The sequence below is a fragment of the Bacillus sp. PK6-026 genome (assembly GCF_054161455.1).
Genome location: NZ_CP096418.1, coordinates 4,300,460 through 4,316,715, shown reverse-complemented (window position 1 = coordinate 4,316,715; position 16,256 = coordinate 4,300,460). Strand labels below are relative to the sequence as shown.

Below are 16,256 nucleotides of genomic sequence, written 5' to 3'. Positions count from 1 at the left end.
GGTTTGATTTAATGGGTCCATTTTGAAATGAATTTTTGGAGACTCACTTGGAACAGCCTCGTTTTTATGGATTTTACTTTTTCAATAGCAAATAAATAAAATAAGGTGCCCCGATTAATGAGACCATGATTCCAGCCGGTATAGTGGTTTCAATGATATTACGTCCGATTGTGTCGGCGAATAATAAGAACCAACCGCCAAGTAGAATAGCAACAGGGATAAATAGTTGATTTCTGGGTCCTACTAAAGTTTTGGCGATATGTGGGGCCATTAATCCGATAAAGGAAATACCTCCTGTGACAGAAACGGCAGCAGCTGCTAATGCGACAGCTGTTAAAAGCAAAACGATCCGTTCCCTTTCAATGGAAACCCCAACTCCAATGGTTACAGGCTCGCTTAATCCTAATAGATTTAGTCGACTTGCTTTGTACAAAGTAAACGGAATCAAGATGACTAACCAAGGCAGAAGAGCTCCAATAAATGGCCAATCCGTACCCCAAATATTACCCGCCAGCCATTTGGCGATGAAATCAACTTTTGTCCGTTCAGTAGAAGAAATAATGACAATCATAGCTCCGGAAAGTGCAGTTGAGAATCCGACTCCGATGAGGACTAAGCCTATAGGCTGCATACCACTATTTTTGTTATAGGCTAACAGATAAATGAAGAAGCCCGTTATAATCGCTCCTATAAAGCCAACAATTGGAATCATATAAACAAATGATCCAGCTTCAGTCGGGAAAAATAAAAAGAAAACGGCAATGGCAACCCCAGCACCGGAATTAATCCCAATAATGCCTGGATCAGCTAAATCATTTTTTGTGATTCCTTGCAAAATAGCACCTGATATAGCAAGTGCCATCCCAGCTAATAAAGTAATCAATATTCGAGGCAATCGAATAGAATATAATATAAATTCCTCTTTAAAGGTTCCTTGACCTAATAGAGTGTGGATGAGTCTGTCAAAAGATAAACTAGCAGACCCTATTCCCATCCCAATAATAGCTGTAGCTATGATGAGTATGAGAGAAATCGATAAAATCATTCGCTGTTTTTTAATTAATGTTGAATGTATCATGAGAGTGTTTTTCCTCCCTTTCGGACAATGATCAGGAAGAACGGTAAACCAAGCATAGCGACAATGGCTATAACAGGTGTTTCGTATGGTGCATTTAAGGTACGGCCAAGTGTATCAGCAAATAGCATAAAAGTAGCTCCGCAAGTTGCAGACATTGGTAAAATAAAACGATAATCGGTTCCAACAATTGCCCGAACAATATGAGGAATCATAAGACCGATAAAGGTCATATTGCCAACCAGAGCAACAGATGCTCCCGCGAGAATGATAATGATAATAAATAGAAGGATTTTAATTCTGATGATATTTTGACCTAAGCCAACTGCAACTTCTTCATTTAAGCTGAGAATGGTAAGTTGTCTCGAGAGGAAAAAGGAAACAACAATTCCAATGATAATAAAAGGTACGATGATTCGCAGTTGATTCCAAGTTGTTCCAACCATCCCTCCTGCTGTCCACATCGAGATATCTTTAGAAATTTTAAAATAAAGGCCAAGCCCTTCAGCAATGGCGTATAAAAAGGCGGAAACAGCAGAACCCGCTAATACAATACGGAAAGGAGAGAATCCGCCTTTTTTCATCGAACCGATTCCAAAAACCAACAAGGCACCGAGTGCGGCTCCAATAAAACAGGCAACCATCGTCAAAAAGTAATTGGCTGATGGAATGAAAGCGATCGTAACAGCCAATGCTGCATAAGCCCCGGCAGATAATCCTAGTAAACCTGGATCAGCAAGTGGGTTTCTTGTTATACCTTGCATGATTGCACCAGAGACAGCAAGAGCTGCGCCAACAAAAATCGCAGCTATTTCACGAGGTAACCGAATATCACGGATAATCGAAATATGATCGCCGGTTGCAGAAGACGAAAGAGCCAACCATACATCTTCAACTGAAACGTCTGCAGCTCCAAATACCATTGCCATAAAAAACATACCAATAAACACTAGAATTCCTAAGATGAGTTTGAAGGCAAATGAGGTAAAAGATTGAGTTTTTCTTATCATAAAGCTCATCATTTTCCTTTCTTAGAATGGGAAAGGGGCTGCCCTTTGGCCAACCCCTTTCAATAGACCTCTGCTTTTCTAGTCTTAGTTTCCTAGAAACGCTTTTTTAAAGAATGCTAGTTGCTTTTCAAGTGTGATTGGGTCAGTGAATGATGCGCCTTCACCTTGCATTTCAATGACATGTCCATTTTTGACAGCTGGAATGTTCTTGTATGTGTCTGTTTCTTGGAAAGATGTATTCGCATCAGAGTACTTACTTAAAATGACATAATCTCCCGCATATTTTGGAAGCACTTCAGCTGATAACGTATAATACCCTGCTTTTAATGCGTCTTTCTTTACTTTTTCAGGCATATTTAGTTTCATCGTTTGATATAAGATTTCTGTACCGCGCGCCCAGTTATTACCGTAAACATAAAGATCTTTCCCATATGCTTCAATAACAGATACAGTTGAATCCTTGCCGATTTTTGTGCGAATATCTTCTCCGATTTCTTCTGCCCGCTGTTTAAAGTCGTCAACCCATGCTCGGGCTTCTTTTTCTTTGTTTAGTAGCTTGCCAATTTCCACGTGCTGAGTTAAATAATCTACTTTACCCCATGTATAAGTAACAGTAGGAGCGATCTCATTTAATTTGTCTAAATTTTTAACCGTTGATAACGCGATGATTAAATCTGGCTCTAATTCAATAATTTTTTCTAGGTCATCTTCTGAAACTTCTTGAACATCTTTTAACTTTTCTTTAAAGGTTGGATTGTTTTTAGACCAAGTGTCTACACCGACAACGTTGACTCCTAAATCTAACACATTTCCGGTATACCCTGAAAGCATAACAACTCTTTGCGGATCGGCTGGAACTTCGATTGGTCCTGTTTCCGCTTGGTATGTAATCGTTTTAGATTCTTTTTTTGCTGAGCCGCTATCCTTTGTTGCTGACTCTTCATTGCTGCATGCACTAATCATAAGCGTCAGCAGTAGCATAAACGGGATTAATAGTTTCTTCATGCTCATTTTCACCTCTTTATAAATTGTAAGTAACACACTTCGGTTTATTTGTTCTCGGGCCAATTTGAAAGACTTCCCGCAGTACTCGCCTCTTCACAAGCCCAGCCTTCACGACTTCGCCGTCTTTAATGCAATGATATAATCCGAAAAAAACGAGCAGCTCGATGTAAATCATGTCCGTCTCCCGTACAAGAGCCATAGCAATTCAAACACATTGGCGCTGACCTCAGGATATGGTTGTTCCTTTTTATCTGGAATCGTTACACAGAGATTTTTTACAATTAAACGTCCTCCAGAGCCAGTATTTAATTCTTCAGTAAATAGCTGTATGAACCGCAGAATGAAAATAAATAAACGATAATGATTATCAATATCAACAATAAATATATATTTCATTTTTCAATATGTCAATACAGAAATTGTGTCCTTATCATAGTACCCTCATGAAAGTGAAACCTTTTAGAAAGAAAAAATTAATTATGATGAAAACAAGTTTAATAACTTATCATTGATAATCAATTACGAATGATGTTTGGAAGTGAACGGTGATGAGTCAACAGGCCGGGGGTGCTTGTTTGGCCGCGTTTATCGACTGCGATTTCGCCGATGCGGTTGCACTCGACTGATCCGTCTAACCACTCTGTGTTTGGCACGAGACCGATTTTGACGAAGACAGCTTGGAGTTCAACGTGTTGTTCTTCGCCTGTTTCACGATCCACGTAAGTGATGCCGTTTACGTTTAGGTCACCTGTAATTTCTTTCGTTTGTACATGTTTCACTACAGTCGCGTTTGACAGGCTGTAGAGGCGTTTTTGCAGGACTTCCTCCGCTTTCAGCTCCGGTGCGAACTCAAGAACAGTGACATGGTTGACGATGCCTGCGAGATCAATCGCCGCTTACTTTTCTATGAACGAGCAGAAAACCAGACCTTGTTAGCAATTTGCTGTACGAAGTGGAAAACCGTAAAAAAGAGCCCAGAGAATGATCCCTGAACTCCACATTTCCTCACTTCATATACCGATACTCCCGCAATCTCTCCAAAATAGCTACTTCCTTCAAGAGTTCCTCACCAACATTCGTTTCCTTTACTTTCTTCCGCTCAAGCTCTTTATCCACTAATCGCTTCACCGTTAAGACATCAGTTCCGGTGCTCAGCACTTCCGCCTTGGAATTAAAGTGTTTATGGGCGACGAGCTGCATGCCGTAGGAGTTGTATAACAGCGTGTAGCCGGCGATACCTGTTGTCGATTGGTAGGCTTTGGAGAAGCCGCCGTCGATGACGATCATTTTTCCGTTTGCTTTGATCGGATCTTCTCCTTCGATTTCTTTTACCGGTGTATGGCCGTTGATGATATGGCCATGATCCGGGTTGAGGCCGAATTCTTTCAGGATGTTTCGGCAGGTTGCCTCGTCTTCACGCAAATAGTAATACGGGTTTTTCTTCTCTTTATGTGTTTCCTTCTCTTTAATGAAATACCGCTCAAAGGTCGTCATAGCGCGTTTTCCAAAAAGGGAGGAGTGCTCGCCTGTCCATAAATACCAGACCATATCTGTCGCCAGATCATCGGTTTCTTCCGGGTGGGCAAACGCTTCCCGCAAGAATCGTTCAAATACATCAAGCAGCTCACGGCCCGCATACGGTTTATCCTCAATCATCATCGTTTCCATATTGCCGTTTTCATCAACTGGAATACAGCCGTGAATCAACAGGTTGCCGTTATATTTTAAATAAAGGCTGCCTTTTTTCATCATAAAATTCATATGGCGGCCCAGCTTTTCGGAATGCTGGACAGAGAATAGCAGCTTGTCTATGACTTCTGCTTCTTCTTCTAATAGCTGATCTGGCTGCTCCGGATTCACTGTCGCAAAGCAGGTGTTTTCCAGCTGATATGTTTTTCCGTGCAGCGTGATTTCGTTTTTGTCGTAATCTATTTTCTCTAATAACAGCCGCTCTTCCATATTAAAGTTCGGCCGTCTCTTGATAATCGGGCTTTCAAGCTTGAATTGGATCATCGCAATCGCTTGATGAATTTTTGTGATTTGCTTAATCTCATCTTCCGGTCTGTTTTCGTCTGCTTTCGGACGGAAAGATGGGTTATCATCGTAATATTTTTCGGCAAGGTTCAAGAGCGGTCTCAGATTGATGCCGTACACGTCTTCAATAATATCCAAGTTGTCATAGCGGGCACAGATGCGGATAATATTTGCCAGGCATACTTTAGAGCCTGAATAAGCGCCTATCCAAAGGACATCGTGATTTCCCCACTGAATATCGACTGAATGATAGTTGATTAGTTCTTCCATAATCTGATCCGGCTGCGGTCCGCGGTCGTAAATATCGCCGACAACATGCAGATGGTCCACAACCAATCGCTGCGTGCTATATGCAAGACCGGTGATCAGCTTATCAGCTTGGCCAAGCGCAATGATCTGATCTACGATTTTGGAGTAATACTGTTCTTTGTTGGCAGCTTCTTCTGTTTTATACAGCAGCTCCTCCGTAATATAAGCAAACTGAGAGGGCAGTGCTTTGCGTAATTTGGAGCGGGTATACTTGGAAGAGCAATAAGATACGAGCTTAATCATTCGATTAATCGTTTCTTTATACCAATCGTTTAACGATGCTTTCGTATCGTAATTATGTTTTATTAACTTCAGTTTGTCTTCCGGATAATACACTAATGCTGCTAATTCATCAATTTCTCTATCATAAATGACACCGCTGAAAATATCGCGTATCTTCTCTTTTACTCTTCCTGAACCATTCCGCAGCACGTGCTGGAATGCCTGGTATTCCCCGTGCAAATCACTGACAAAATGCTCGGTGCCTTTCGGCAGGTTCAGTATCGCTTTCAAATTAATGATTTCCGTTACCACTTTTGCTTCACAATCGTATTTTTGTGCGAGTAAATCTAAATATTTGGTTTCCAAAATCGTCCATCCCCTTTTTAGAATAGGAGCTGTCCCCCTATGTACGAGCATTTGCATGATAAGGTGATTTTAAAAGTATGACATTATTTTTAAATAATTGACCTTTATATGATAGTACCGCATAACTCCTTTTTGAGACAATCAAAACGAGGGAAAGAGGCGCTGAGATGAGCGGAGAGAAAGCTTGAGAAGGCTTCTTTAACATTAATCGGACACCGCATTTCAGCTTCCCGGCTTTGGCTTGGTCATTTTTCTATCGCAGGATTGTCTCGTTTTCAGAAATGAGAGGAATGAAAACTCAATACGTAGCAGGCCATGATTACTGTGGGGCGTACTTATAGCAGGGGAAGCTTCTGAAGAGACCGCGGAAGGGTTTTACAATCTTAAGCAGTATTTGTCGTGCTGATGATTGTCAGCGGCACAAATATGATTTGTTATTCTTATGACCACGAGATTGGTGGACATCCGGTCTCTTTGTTATGGGGCTTTTTATCATCGCCAAGAATTTGACCACCGAAGCGTTCAGCGGCAATCCCTGTGCGGATGCCTTACAGGCAGGGTGGATAGCTGCATTTGCACCAGCCGTACCAGTAGTCGTCAATAAGGTTTACGCTAAAAAAATAACAGCACCTTCAAATTTGATGGAGAGGTGCTGTTTTGTCATTTGAATGCATGAATGGTTGTTGTTTTTGCTTTGTGCTGAATTTGCTTTTTTGCTCAACCAAGTTTTTCTTATCCGAATAAAGAAAAAGAATGATCAAATACGAAAAATGACTGAATTCCGGCACTTACGCTTTTTACTTTAATATTCTCCTTTAATGACAAAGTAGGAGCCCCTAATGGTTCCAGCTAATTTAGACTTCTGCCTAGCGAACTTAAACTTCCCTTCTAACTCCTTTGGTACCTCCATCCCCTCAGAAAGCTTAAACCCAACGGCCCGCTTTTTAGGATCATCAATCGTATACATGACGTTGACTGCAAGACCATCCTCATAAAAAACATAGGCAATTTTGATATTTTCCACTTGAAAACGCGACGTTTCTAAAGGTTTGGCCGCAAACTCAATATCACGTTCTTCTTTCAAAATTCGGTTCACATAATCAAGGGTCTCGCAGGACTCGCTGGCTGGTACAACCGTAAATTCATGCTTGTATTTGTTCATAAAGTAACGGGCTTCATTAGCACGTAAACCAGCAAGTGCTTCTGCTGCAGGTGAAGACTCTAATCCAACCGTAGAGACATTTTTAAAATCAACGATATAGGACAATTCCAGCTCTCCTTTATCTTTTTATTTCTTAACAACAGGAATCCACATTTCACCGAATACTAAGCCGTTTCGCTGCCCCATCTCAACCGTTGCATTCGGCCCGCCAACATAGGCAAAATTCTTTGCTTCCGGCAAGACTTGACCGAAGGCAATGCCAGTAAGCTTATTGCTCAACTCATCAGCCGTCTTCCCTTCCCCTTTAACAACCAGGTATTCCCCCTTAGGGAATTGGATAACTCTGGTTTCTCCCGCCACCGACGCCTCTGCCTCTGTCATCACGCCAGCATAATGCATCATCTTGTTGTTTACCGCTTCGTTCACGGCAAAAATATAGTCATTTGTAGCTATGGCTTTTAAAGTGTCAAGCCTTCCATCTTGTTTGACGGCCGCCCAAAAGTCTGCCTTTTCCTTATTTATGCCAGCAGAATCTGTGTAATCGCTCTCAAGCTCCGTTCCAATACCAAAAACGGTAAAGCTGTCTTTTTCCTCCAGCGTGTAATTTTTCATATTCAAAACCTTCCTTTTTTTAAAATAATCAAATGATTTGTCTTTTCACTTGATGCGTTTATAATAACCTTAAATCATGTCAAAAAATGATACTGTTTAGGAGGCCCCGATGAAAAAAGTTGAACGGATTAATATCATCATGCGGTATATCAACAACCGCGCCCACTTTACAATTTCTGAAATCATGCAGGAATTTCACATCTCTCGTTCGACAGCTATCAGGGATATCAGGGAAATTGAAGCTATGGGGATGCCGCTTGTTGCTGAAGTTGGAAGGAGCGGGGGTTATTTTGTCATGAACCACTCTGTCCTGCCTGCTGTTCGCTTTACCGATCATGAGATTAAAGCTCTTTTTATCGCTTTTATGGCTACAAGAAATCAACAACTCCCTTATCTAAAGAGCCGTCAGTCTTTAGCTGAAAAATTACTGGGCCTTATCTCAGAAAACCAGCAAGAGGCCCTGGTTTTTTTAAATCGAATCTTGCTTTTTGAAGGGACAAACCCCAATAATCCCGACCTGCTTGAGCTTTCAGATCTCCCCCATCCCATGTTAGAAAAACTCATCCAGCTCCTTCTTTTGGATAGCTATTTATTGATTACCATCAAAGAAGAGAAGGTAATAAAGACTTATCCCATTTATCTTCTGCACCTTTATCATGAAAAAGGCCTTTGGCTGATTGAAGGCTTTGACTTAAAGGATGAAAGGAGGAGGATTTTCCCTGTGGACAATCTTACCAATGTCAAACCATACTCTGTGAAAAAAAGAATAAGTAAGAAAAAGATTTTAGAGAAACTAGGTAAACAGGAAGAAGTAATCAACCTTGTCCTTGAACTTGGTCCACAGGCGATTGCCCAATTCAAAAAATATCATCCTTTAAAAATTTCAATTTCCTATACGAATCCTTATCAAACCGCAGCCATTCTAAAGACTTTTATCAATGTGAATCATCCCGAAGAATTGTCCGAAATAACAAATTGGCTGCTTTTCCTAGGTGAAGATATCAAGGTCAGGGAAGTACCAGAAGAAGTATTAGAAGGTTTACAAGAGAGATTATGCTTATTCTGCCCATGAGCAGTGCCAGTTAAACCCCAATTTTCGAAAGGATTCCGTAATAGAAGCTGATTTATAAACCAGGTGAAAATATTGTCGCTAGTATAGGTGAGTTTAAGAATACTAGCGTTAACTATAAATAGGACCATTGACAAATCACTCAACCTCTATTAAAATTAAAAGTTATCCGATAGTAATTATCTATCGAAAAACTCAATACATGCAAGCTATGATTGCTGTGGGTCGCACTACAGCAGGAGCAGCTTCTGGAGAGACCGCGGAATTCTGCGGCGCCGAAGGGTTCACAATCTCAGGCAAAAGGACAGAAGAGTACCGAATATGTATTTGTCGTGCTGATGATTGTCAGCGGCACAAATATATTTTGATATTCTTATGACCGCGAGATTGGAGGACATCCAATCTCTTTTTTTATGGGCTTTTTTACTGCTCGTCGTTCACTAGAGAGGTAAGGAGGAGTTTGATGTGGAACAGCGGGAATTAAAGAGGGACTTATCCAATCGGCACGTACAGCTTATCGCTATTGGCGGGACGATTGGCACCGGGTTGTTTTTAGGCTCCGGTAAGGCGATTCAATTGGCGGGTCCTTCTATCATCTTTGCGTATTTCATTGTAGGTATTGCGCTTTTTTTCGTGATGCGGGCGCTGGGAGAATTGCTGTTATCTAAAGCGGGTTATCAATCGTTAACCGATATTGCCGAGGAGTATCTGGGGCCGCGTGCGGCGTTTGTCACCGGGTGGACCTATTGGTTTTGCTGGATTATGACAGCTATGGCGGATGTGATTGCCGTCGGTGTCTATGTGAAATATTGGTTTGATATTCCGCAGTGGGTCCCTGCACTTATCTGTTTACTCATTTTATTAGGGCTCAATCTGTTGACTGTCAAGCTTTTTGGAGAATTGGAATTTTGGTTCGCTTTAATAAAGGTAATCACGATTCTTGCGTTAATTGTCATCGGTGTTATTTTGCTGGTGATCGGGTTTAAGACGCATACAGGAACGGTTTCGGTTACCAACCTTTGGGCGCATGGCGGTTTGTTTCCAAACGGATTTTCAGGTTTTTTGCTTTCTTTCCAAATGGTGATCTTTGCATATGTCGGTGTGGAATTAGTAGGTGTATCGGCGGCGGAAACGTCGAACCCGAAAAAAAATATTCCATCGGCTATTAATAAAATTCCTTTACGGATTTTATTTTTCTACGTCGGCGCGCTTATCGTCTTATTATGTATTAACCCTTGGATGGAACTGAATGCAGCGGAAAGTCCTTTTGTGAAAACCTTCAGCTTAGTCGGCATCCCGCTTGCCGCGGGAATCATTAATTTTGTTGTATTAACGTCAGCCGCGTCTGCTTGTAACAGCGGGATGTTTTCAACAAGCCGGATTCTGTACAATTTAAGTAAAACGAAACAGGGCCCGGCCAATTTTGCGAAGCTGAATAAAAACCATGTGCCGAGTCACGCGTTATGGGTATCAACCATTGGCCTGTCAGCAGGAGCGCTATTAAGCAAACTGATACCGGAACAAGCCTTTGGGATCGTGACAACCATCAGCGCGATTTGTTTCATATGGGTGTGGGGTGTGATTCTTGTCAGCCATATCAGATACAGGAAAACCCGTCCGCACTTACACGCAGCATCAACATTCAAAGCGCCATTCGCGCCGTTTATCAATTATGTTGTCCTGGCGATGTTTGCGGTCATTCTCATGATTATGCTGTATGCGGATGCGACTCGCCCGGCCTTGCTGCTGACTCCTCTATGGTTTATTGTATTGTTTATTTTATTTTGGATGAAAAAAAACAGGACAAAAAGAACATGATGAGTCAAATTAAATCTCTTGAAAAAGACGGTGTACTGCATGCAGTATGCCGTCTTTATTTTTGATTAACCGTTTCCTTTTATAGGTTTATATTTAATGTAGACATGAGAACGAGAGGAATGGAGTCATGGAATACAATTCATACATGAATGGACAATCGCAATATCCCGCTTGGTCCTATCCGTACAATTTGATCATATGGAAAGCGTTTGTCGGCCATGATGTGAAGTCCTATTTATATGGGTTATAACATAAAAAAGCGCCATACTGCCGTTTAAGCAGCATAGCGCCTTTCGTGTTAGTTCCGGATCAAATAATCAAACGCCCCTAATGCGGCATTTGCCCCCGATCCCATTGAAATAATGATTTGGTTATATGGTCCGTCTGTGCAGTCGCCGGCAGCGAATAGGCCAGGGATGGTTGTTTCGCCGCGTTTGTCGACTGCGATTTCGCCGATGCGGTTGCGTTCGACGGTTTCAGGGAGCCATTCCGTGTTCGGCACAAGACCGATTTGGACGAAGACGCCTTGGAGCTCGACGTGTTTTTCTTCTCCTGTTTCACGGTCAACGTAAGTGATGCCGTTTACGTTTTCATCACCCGTGATTTCTTTTGTTTGGGCGTTTTTCACGACAGTCACGTTAGGGAGACTGTAGAGACGTTTTTGCAGAACTTCGTCTGCTTTCAGCTCCGGTGCGAACTCAAGAACAGTCACGTGGTTGACGATACCTGCAAGGTCAATCGCTGCTTCGATACCGGAGTTTCCGCCGCCGATGACGGCGACGTCTTTGCCTTCAAACAACGGTCCGTCACAGTGAGGGCAGTATGCGACACCTTTGTTTTTGAACTCTTGTTCGCCAGGTACGCCGATATTGCGCCAGCGTGCGCCAGTTGACAGAATGACGGTTTTGCTTTTCAGAACAGCGCCGTTTTCGAGTTCAAGATGGAAAAGATCTTTTTTCTCGAGACCTTTTGCGCGTTGCAGGTTCATGACGTCGATCTCGTAATCCTTCACGTGTTCTTCAAGGCTTGCCGCAAGCTTCGGCCCTTCGGTGCGCTTCACGCTGATGAAGTTCTCGATGCTCATCGTGTCAAGGACTTGGCCGCCGAAGCGTTCGGCAACGATTCCTGTGCGGATGCCTTTGCGCGCCGCATAGATTGCTGCGCTTGCACCGGCAGGTCCGCCTCCGATAACGAGTACATCGAACGGATCTTTATCAGAAAGCTCAGATGCATCTGTGCCGCTGCCCATTTTCGCAAGAATTTCTTCAAGCGTCATTCGGCCGCTTCCAAAGGATTCGCCGTTCAAGTATACGGTCGGCACAGCCATAATGTTTTTGCTTTCGACTTCTGACTTGTATGCCGCACCATCGATCATCGTGTGCGTGATGTTCGGGTTGAGCACGCTCATCATGTTCAATGCCTGCACAACGTCCGGGCAGTTGTGGCATGTGAGGCTGATATAAGATTGGAAGCGGTATTCGCCGCTGATGTTCTTGATTTGATCGATGATTTTTTGATCGACTTTCGGCGGTCGGCCGCTTACTTGCAAGAGTGCCAGCACCAAAGATGTGAATTCGTGACCGAGCGGAACTCCGGCGAATGTGACGCCTGTTTCTTCTCCGGCACGATTGACGCTGAAGCTTGGCGTTCTGTCGAGCTGCGCCTTTTCAACAGTGATTTTTGATGACATGGAAGCCAGCTCTTCTACAAGAGCCAGCATATCCTTAGAGACACTGTCATCGCCTGTACTGACTTTAAGGACGATGTCATTTTCAATCATCTGCATGTATTGGTTTAATTGTGCTTTGATATTTGCTTCAAGTACCAATTGAATGCACTCCTTAGATTTTGCCTACTAGGTCAAGGCTTGGTGTCAGTGTTTCAGAACCTTCTTCCCATTTAGCCGGGCAAACTTCGCCTGGGTTTTGGCGGACGTATTGAGCCGCTTTTACTTTGTTGATCAGGGTGCTTGCATCACGGCCGATACCGCCTGCGTTGATTTCAACAGCTTGGATCACACCGTCCGGATCGATGATGAATGTTCCGCGGTCAGCAAGACCTTCTTCTTCGTTCAGCACTTCAAAGTTGCGGGAGATCGTTTGAGACGGGTCGCCGATCATCGCGTAAGTGATTTTGCCGATTTTCTCAGAGCTGTCATGCCATCCTTTATGTACGAAGTGAGTGTCTGTAGAAACAGAGTATACTTCGACACCAAGTTCTTTTAGGGCAGCATATTCGTTTTGAAGGTCTTCAAGCTCAGTCGGGCAAACAAATGAGAAATCTGCTGGATAGAAGCAGAAAATGCTCCATTGGCCTTTTAGATCTTCGTGTGTAACATCGATAAACTCACCGTTTTTGTAAGCTTTCGCTGCGAATGGTTGTACTTCTTTTCCAATTAGAGACATAATATCGTCCTCCTGAATGTAGTTTAAGAGAAATGAAAATTGTAAACTTTATTTCTCTGTAATTATTATAATTATATACAAATTATCAAGTAATAAATATTTTTTGTCAAGGGGAAAGCCCGTTAATTTTTTGTTAAGTATTTCAGCTAAAGAAAAGAGTTGGAGTTTCGTAACTTTCATATAGTATGATTGGCACAAATGGTAGAGTAGTGAGAATAAAGAGGCCTAATTGAAAACGAAAAGCCGTCGGAATGACGGCTTCTTTGGCTAAACTCCTTTATATGCGGAACGGTAAATCTCAGCAAGCTCCGAAACGAGCGGCAGCTTCGGATTGGCTGTCGTACACTGATCTTCAAAGGCGCGTTCGGCCATGAGATCCACTTTGCTTTCGAATGCGGCAGCATCCACGCCGTTTTGTTTAATGCTCATCGGAATTTTAAGCTCTTTGGCGAGCGAGATAATCTCCTGGATCAGGCTTTCAACGCCTTCTGCAGTTGTTTTTGCAGGCAGGCCGAGCGTTCTGGCAATCTCCGCGTAGCGCTGATCGGCTATGAAGTGGCTGTATTTAGGAAATGCCGTGAACTTTTTCGGCTTTTCTGCATTATAGCGGATCACGTGCGGCAGAAGGATGGCGTTTGCCCGTCCATGAGCGATGTGAAACTCCGCGCCAAGCTTATGGGCTAAGCTGTGGTTGATGCCAAGGAAGGCATTGGAAAACGCCATTCCGGCAATCGTTGATGCATTATGCACTTTTTCGCGGGCCAGCTCGTCGCTGCCGTTTTTGTATGCTCTAGGCAGGTATTCGAAGATCAGCTGGATGGCCTTCATGGCCAAGCCGTCTGTATAGTCGTTAGCCATGCACGATACGTATGATTCAATTGCGTGAGTTAATACGTCCATTCCTGTGTCAGCCGTAATATGTTTCGGCACGGTCATGACAAATTGCGGGTCAATGATCGCGACGTCCGGCGTTAATTCATAGTCGGCCAGCGGATACTTCGTATTCGTTTCTTTGTCTGTAATGACAGAGAATGACGTGACTTCAGAGCCTGTGCCTGATGTCGTCGGGATCGCGACGAATTTTGCTTTTTCACCCAGTTTCGGGTATTTGACAATGCGCTTGCGGATGTCCAGGAATTTTTGCTTTAATCCAAAGAATTCAGCATCCGGGTGCTCATAGAACAACCACATTCCTTTTGCGGCATCCATTGCAGAACCTCCGCCGAGGGCGATGATGACATCCGGCTGGAATTTGGCCATCATGTCGACGCCGTTCATCACCGTTTCGATTGAAGGATCAGGCTCGACATCAGAAAAAATTTCACAATGAACGTAATCCGGGCGCCTTCTTAAGTAGTGTAGGACGCGGTCTACATATCCGAGTTTCACCATCCCCGGATCAGTCACAATCAACGCTTTTGAGATGTCAGGCATTTTCGCTAAATATTGGGTTGCGTGTTTTTCAAAATAGATTTTTGGAGGAACTTTAAACCACTGCATATTGACATTCCTTTTCGCCACTTTTTTCGTGTTGATTAAATGAACAGCTCCAACGTTTGACGAGACGGAGTTTCCGCCATATGTGCCGCATCCGAGTGTTAAAGAAGGCATATAGGCGTTGTAAATGTCGCCGATCGCCCCTTGTGACGACGGTGCATTGACGATGATCCGCCCGGCTTTCATCCGTAATCCGAATTCTTTAACGGCTTCTTGATCGTTCGTATGAATTACCGCCGAGTGGCCGGTTCCACCGAACGCGAGCATGTCTTCGGCGCGTTTTAATCCCTCTTGAATTCCGCTGACTTTGTAGCACGCTAAAACAGGGCTCAGTTTTTCCCTGGAAAGCGGGTAATCCGGACCTACGCCTTCTAATTCGGCGATGAGGATTTTTGTATCTTGAGGCACTTTGACACCGGCCATTTCAGCGATTTTGAATGCCGGCATGCCGACGATATCAGCGTTTACCGCGCAAGTATTTTCATTGATGACCAATTTCTCGACCTTTAATTTTTCGGTTTCATTTAAGAAATAGCAGTTGTTTCTTGTCATTTCGACTTTGACGTCTGAGTAGATGTCTTTGTCTATGATGACGGCCTGCTCTGATGCGCAAATCATGCCGTTGTCAAATGTTTTGGATAAGATCAGATCATTGACGGCTTGCTTCAGGTTGGCAGACTTCTCGATGTAGCACGGAACGTTTCCAGGTCCGACGCCAAGGGCCGGTTTTCCGGAGCTGTACGCTGATTTCACCATGCCGGCGCCCCCTGTTGCGAGAATCAGGGAAACGTTCGGATGGGTCATTAAGGCTTGAGTTGCATTCAGCGAAGGCGTTTCAATCCATTGGATACAGTTGTCTGGTGCTCCTGCTTTGACGGCTGCGTCCCGAAGGATTCTCGCCGCTTCGCGGCTGCATTTTTGGGCCGATGGATGGAAAGCAAACACGATAGGGTTTCTTGTTTTGATCGCTATCAGGGACTTGAACATTGTAGTGGAAGTAGGGTTGGTCACCGGCGTCACCCCGGCGATGACACCGACAGGCTCCGCGATTTCAATGACTCCGTCGTGTTCGTTTTCATTGATGATGCCCACTGTTTTATCGTATTTGATATGATGGTAGACATACTCTGTGGCAAACATGTTTTTAATGATTTTATCTTCATAAACGCCGCGCTTCGTTTCTTCGACGGCAAGTTTGGCGAGAGGCATGTGCTGATCAAGGCCGGCAAGCGCCATCTGTTTGACGATCTCATCAATCTGCTCCTGATCAAAGCTGCGGAATTCTTCCAATGCCTTTAGGCCTTTTTCGACTAGCTGATCAACCATGGTTGAGGCATTTTGCTTTTGTTTCATTTCCTTTTCTTCGATTGCCATTGTAAACCCTCCAGTGAATGAATAGGAATTTGATTACAACAGGATGTTCAGGGATGAATGATGCGGACATTGTTTGTGAAACATTTCACAAGTGGAGTTAAAAAATTTTATCCCTGAAGCGAATATCTGGTTTATTTTGGTATCAGTCCTCCTTTTCTGTGGCTGAATTTATCATATCACGAATTTGAAGTATGAGTTTGTGAAATGTTGAACAAAGTATGAAATCAACAGAAACTAAGAAAATCCTGTTTAATGGTGCATTTTTCATCTCTTACATAAATAGATTTCCTTTACTTTC

General features: G+C 43.3%; 13 protein-coding genes, 1 pseudogene and 1 riboswitch. Of the genes and pseudogenes, 3 read left to right on the top strand and 11 right to left on the bottom strand.

Going from position 1 to position 16,256, the window contains the following annotated elements; genetic code table 11:
* Nucleotides 1–73 precede the first annotated feature (73 nt).
* The 8 genes and pseudogenes from M1D59_RS21855 to M1D59_RS21820 form a co-directional block, all read right to left on the bottom strand.
* Complete coding sequence (locus tag M1D59_RS21855) at nt 74–1,078, bottom strand: FecCD family ABC transporter permease (RefSeq protein ID WP_216919098.1); 1,005 nt, start codon at nt 1,076–1,078, stop codon at nt 74–76.
* The gene (locus tag M1D59_RS21850; protein WP_035339312.1) at nt 1,075–2,085 is read right to left on the bottom strand and encodes a FecCD family ABC transporter permease; all 1,011 of its coding nucleotides are present in this window, start codon (nt 2,083–2,085) and stop codon (nt 1,075–1,077) included. Before M1D59_RS21850 ends, M1D59_RS21855 begins: the two co-directional genes overlap by 4 nt.
* Before the next feature lie 84 nt (nt 2,086–2,169).
* Complete coding sequence (locus tag M1D59_RS21845) at nt 2,170–3,090, bottom strand: iron-hydroxamate ABC transporter substrate-binding protein (RefSeq protein ID WP_035339310.1); 921 nt, start codon at nt 3,088–3,090, stop codon at nt 2,170–2,172.
* 16 nt (nt 3,091–3,106) lie between these two features.
* Nucleotides 3,107–3,265 carry a hypothetical protein gene (locus M1D59_RS21840; RefSeq protein WP_155273790.1) on the bottom strand — a complete coding sequence of 53 codons (159 nt, stop codon included), beginning with the start codon at nt 3,263–3,265 and terminating at the stop codon, nt 3,107–3,109.
* Between the two features lie 382 nt (nt 3,266–3,647).
* Nucleotides 3,648–3,986, bottom strand: a pseudogene (locus tag M1D59_RS21835) (FAD-dependent oxidoreductase); the annotation flags it as partial.
* 109 nt (nt 3,987–4,095) lie between these two features.
* Complete coding sequence (gene fbp, locus M1D59_RS21830; protein WP_023856838.1) at nt 4,096–6,021, bottom strand: fructose-1,6-bisphosphatase; 1,926 nt, start codon at nt 6,019–6,021, stop codon at nt 4,096–4,098.
* Between the two features lie 802 nt (nt 6,022–6,823).
* Complete coding sequence (locus M1D59_RS21825) at nt 6,824–7,288, bottom strand: hypothetical protein (RefSeq protein WP_020453596.1); 465 nt, start codon at nt 7,286–7,288, stop codon at nt 6,824–6,826.
* A gap of 21 nt (nt 7,289–7,309) precedes the next feature.
* Nucleotides 7,310–7,795, bottom strand: a complete 486-nt coding sequence (locus tag M1D59_RS21820; protein ID WP_020453595.1) for a GyrI-like domain-containing protein — start codon at nt 7,793–7,795, stop codon at nt 7,310–7,312.
* A gap of 109 nt (nt 7,796–7,904) precedes the next feature.
* Between M1D59_RS21820 and M1D59_RS21815 the strand changes: the two genes are divergently transcribed.
* The 3 genes from M1D59_RS21815 to M1D59_RS21805 all read left to right on the top strand — a co-directional run bounded on the left by M1D59_RS21815 (nt 7,905) and on the right by M1D59_RS21805 (nt 10,932).
* Nucleotides 7,905–8,867 carry a helix-turn-helix transcriptional regulator gene (locus tag M1D59_RS21815; RefSeq protein WP_095291217.1) on the top strand — a complete coding sequence of 321 codons (963 nt, stop codon included), beginning with the start codon at nt 7,905–7,907 and terminating at the stop codon, nt 8,865–8,867.
* Nucleotides 8,868–9,102: 235 nt separating this feature from the next.
* Nucleotides 9,103–9,182: riboswitch (glycine riboswitch) on the top strand.
* Nucleotides 9,183–9,329: 147 nt separating this feature from the next.
* Nucleotides 9,330–10,682: an amino acid permease gene (locus M1D59_RS21810; RefSeq protein ID WP_458117699.1), complete on the top strand. Its 1,353-nt coding sequence runs from the start codon at nt 9,330–9,332 to the stop codon at nt 10,680–10,682.
* 127 nt (nt 10,683–10,809) lie between these two features.
* Complete coding sequence (locus M1D59_RS21805) at nt 10,810–10,932, top strand: hypothetical protein (RefSeq protein ID WP_257419524.1); 123 nt, start codon at nt 10,810–10,812, stop codon at nt 10,930–10,932.
* A 48-nt stretch (nt 10,933–10,980) separates the two neighbouring features.
* Here M1D59_RS21805 and ahpF read toward each other — a convergent pair whose 3' ends face one another.
* The 3 genes from ahpF to adhE all read right to left on the bottom strand — a co-directional run bounded on the left by ahpF (nt 10,981) and on the right by adhE (nt 15,958).
* The gene (gene ahpF, locus M1D59_RS21800; RefSeq protein WP_458117698.1) at nt 10,981–12,510 is read right to left on the bottom strand and encodes an alkyl hydroperoxide reductase subunit F; all 1,530 of its coding nucleotides are present in this window, start codon (nt 12,508–12,510) and stop codon (nt 10,981–10,983) included.
* Nucleotides 12,511–12,523: 13 nt separating this feature from the next.
* Complete coding sequence (ahpC, locus tag M1D59_RS21795; protein ID WP_020453590.1) at nt 12,524–13,087, bottom strand: alkyl hydroperoxide reductase subunit C; 564 nt, start codon at nt 13,085–13,087, stop codon at nt 12,524–12,526.
* A 267-nt stretch (nt 13,088–13,354) separates the two neighbouring features.
* Entirely contained in the window at nt 13,355–15,958 is a 2,604-nt protein-coding gene (adhE, locus tag M1D59_RS21790) for a bifunctional acetaldehyde-CoA/alcohol dehydrogenase (RefSeq protein ID WP_458117697.1), read from the bottom strand.
* Nucleotides 15,959–16,256 lie beyond the last annotated feature (298 nt).

What these genes read in the sequence shown, in the direction of transcription:
- adhE (WP_458117697.1), bottom strand. Translation starts at nt 15,958, where the DNA reads ATGGCAATCGAAGAAAAGGAAATGAAACAAAAGCAAAATGCCTCAACC.
- M1D59_RS21840 (WP_155273790.1), bottom strand. Translation starts at nt 3,265, where the DNA reads ATGATTTACATCGAGCTGCTCGTTTTTTTCGGATTATATCATTGCATT.
- M1D59_RS21815 (WP_095291217.1), top strand. Translation starts at nt 7,905, where the DNA reads ATGAAAAAAGTTGAACGGATTAATATCATCATGCGGTATATCAACAAC.
- M1D59_RS21850 (WP_035339312.1), bottom strand. Translation starts at nt 2,085, where the DNA reads ATGATAAGAAAAACTCAATCTTTTACCTCATTTGCCTTCAAACTCATC.
- M1D59_RS21855 (WP_216919098.1), bottom strand. Translation starts at nt 1,078, where the DNA reads ATGATACATTCAACATTAATTAAAAAACAGCGAATGATTTTATCGATT.
- M1D59_RS21805 (WP_257419524.1), top strand. Translation starts at nt 10,810, where the DNA reads ATGGAATACAATTCATACATGAATGGACAATCGCAATATCCCGCTTGG.
- ahpC (WP_020453590.1), bottom strand. Translation starts at nt 13,087, where the DNA reads ATGTCTCTAATTGGAAAAGAAGTACAACCATTCGCAGCGAAAGCTTAC.
- M1D59_RS21845 (WP_035339310.1), bottom strand. Translation starts at nt 3,090, where the DNA reads ATGAAGAAACTATTAATCCCGTTTATGCTACTGCTGACGCTTATGATT.
- M1D59_RS21820 (WP_020453595.1), bottom strand. Translation starts at nt 7,795, where the DNA reads ATGAAAAATTACACGCTGGAGGAAAAAGACAGCTTTACCGTTTTTGGT.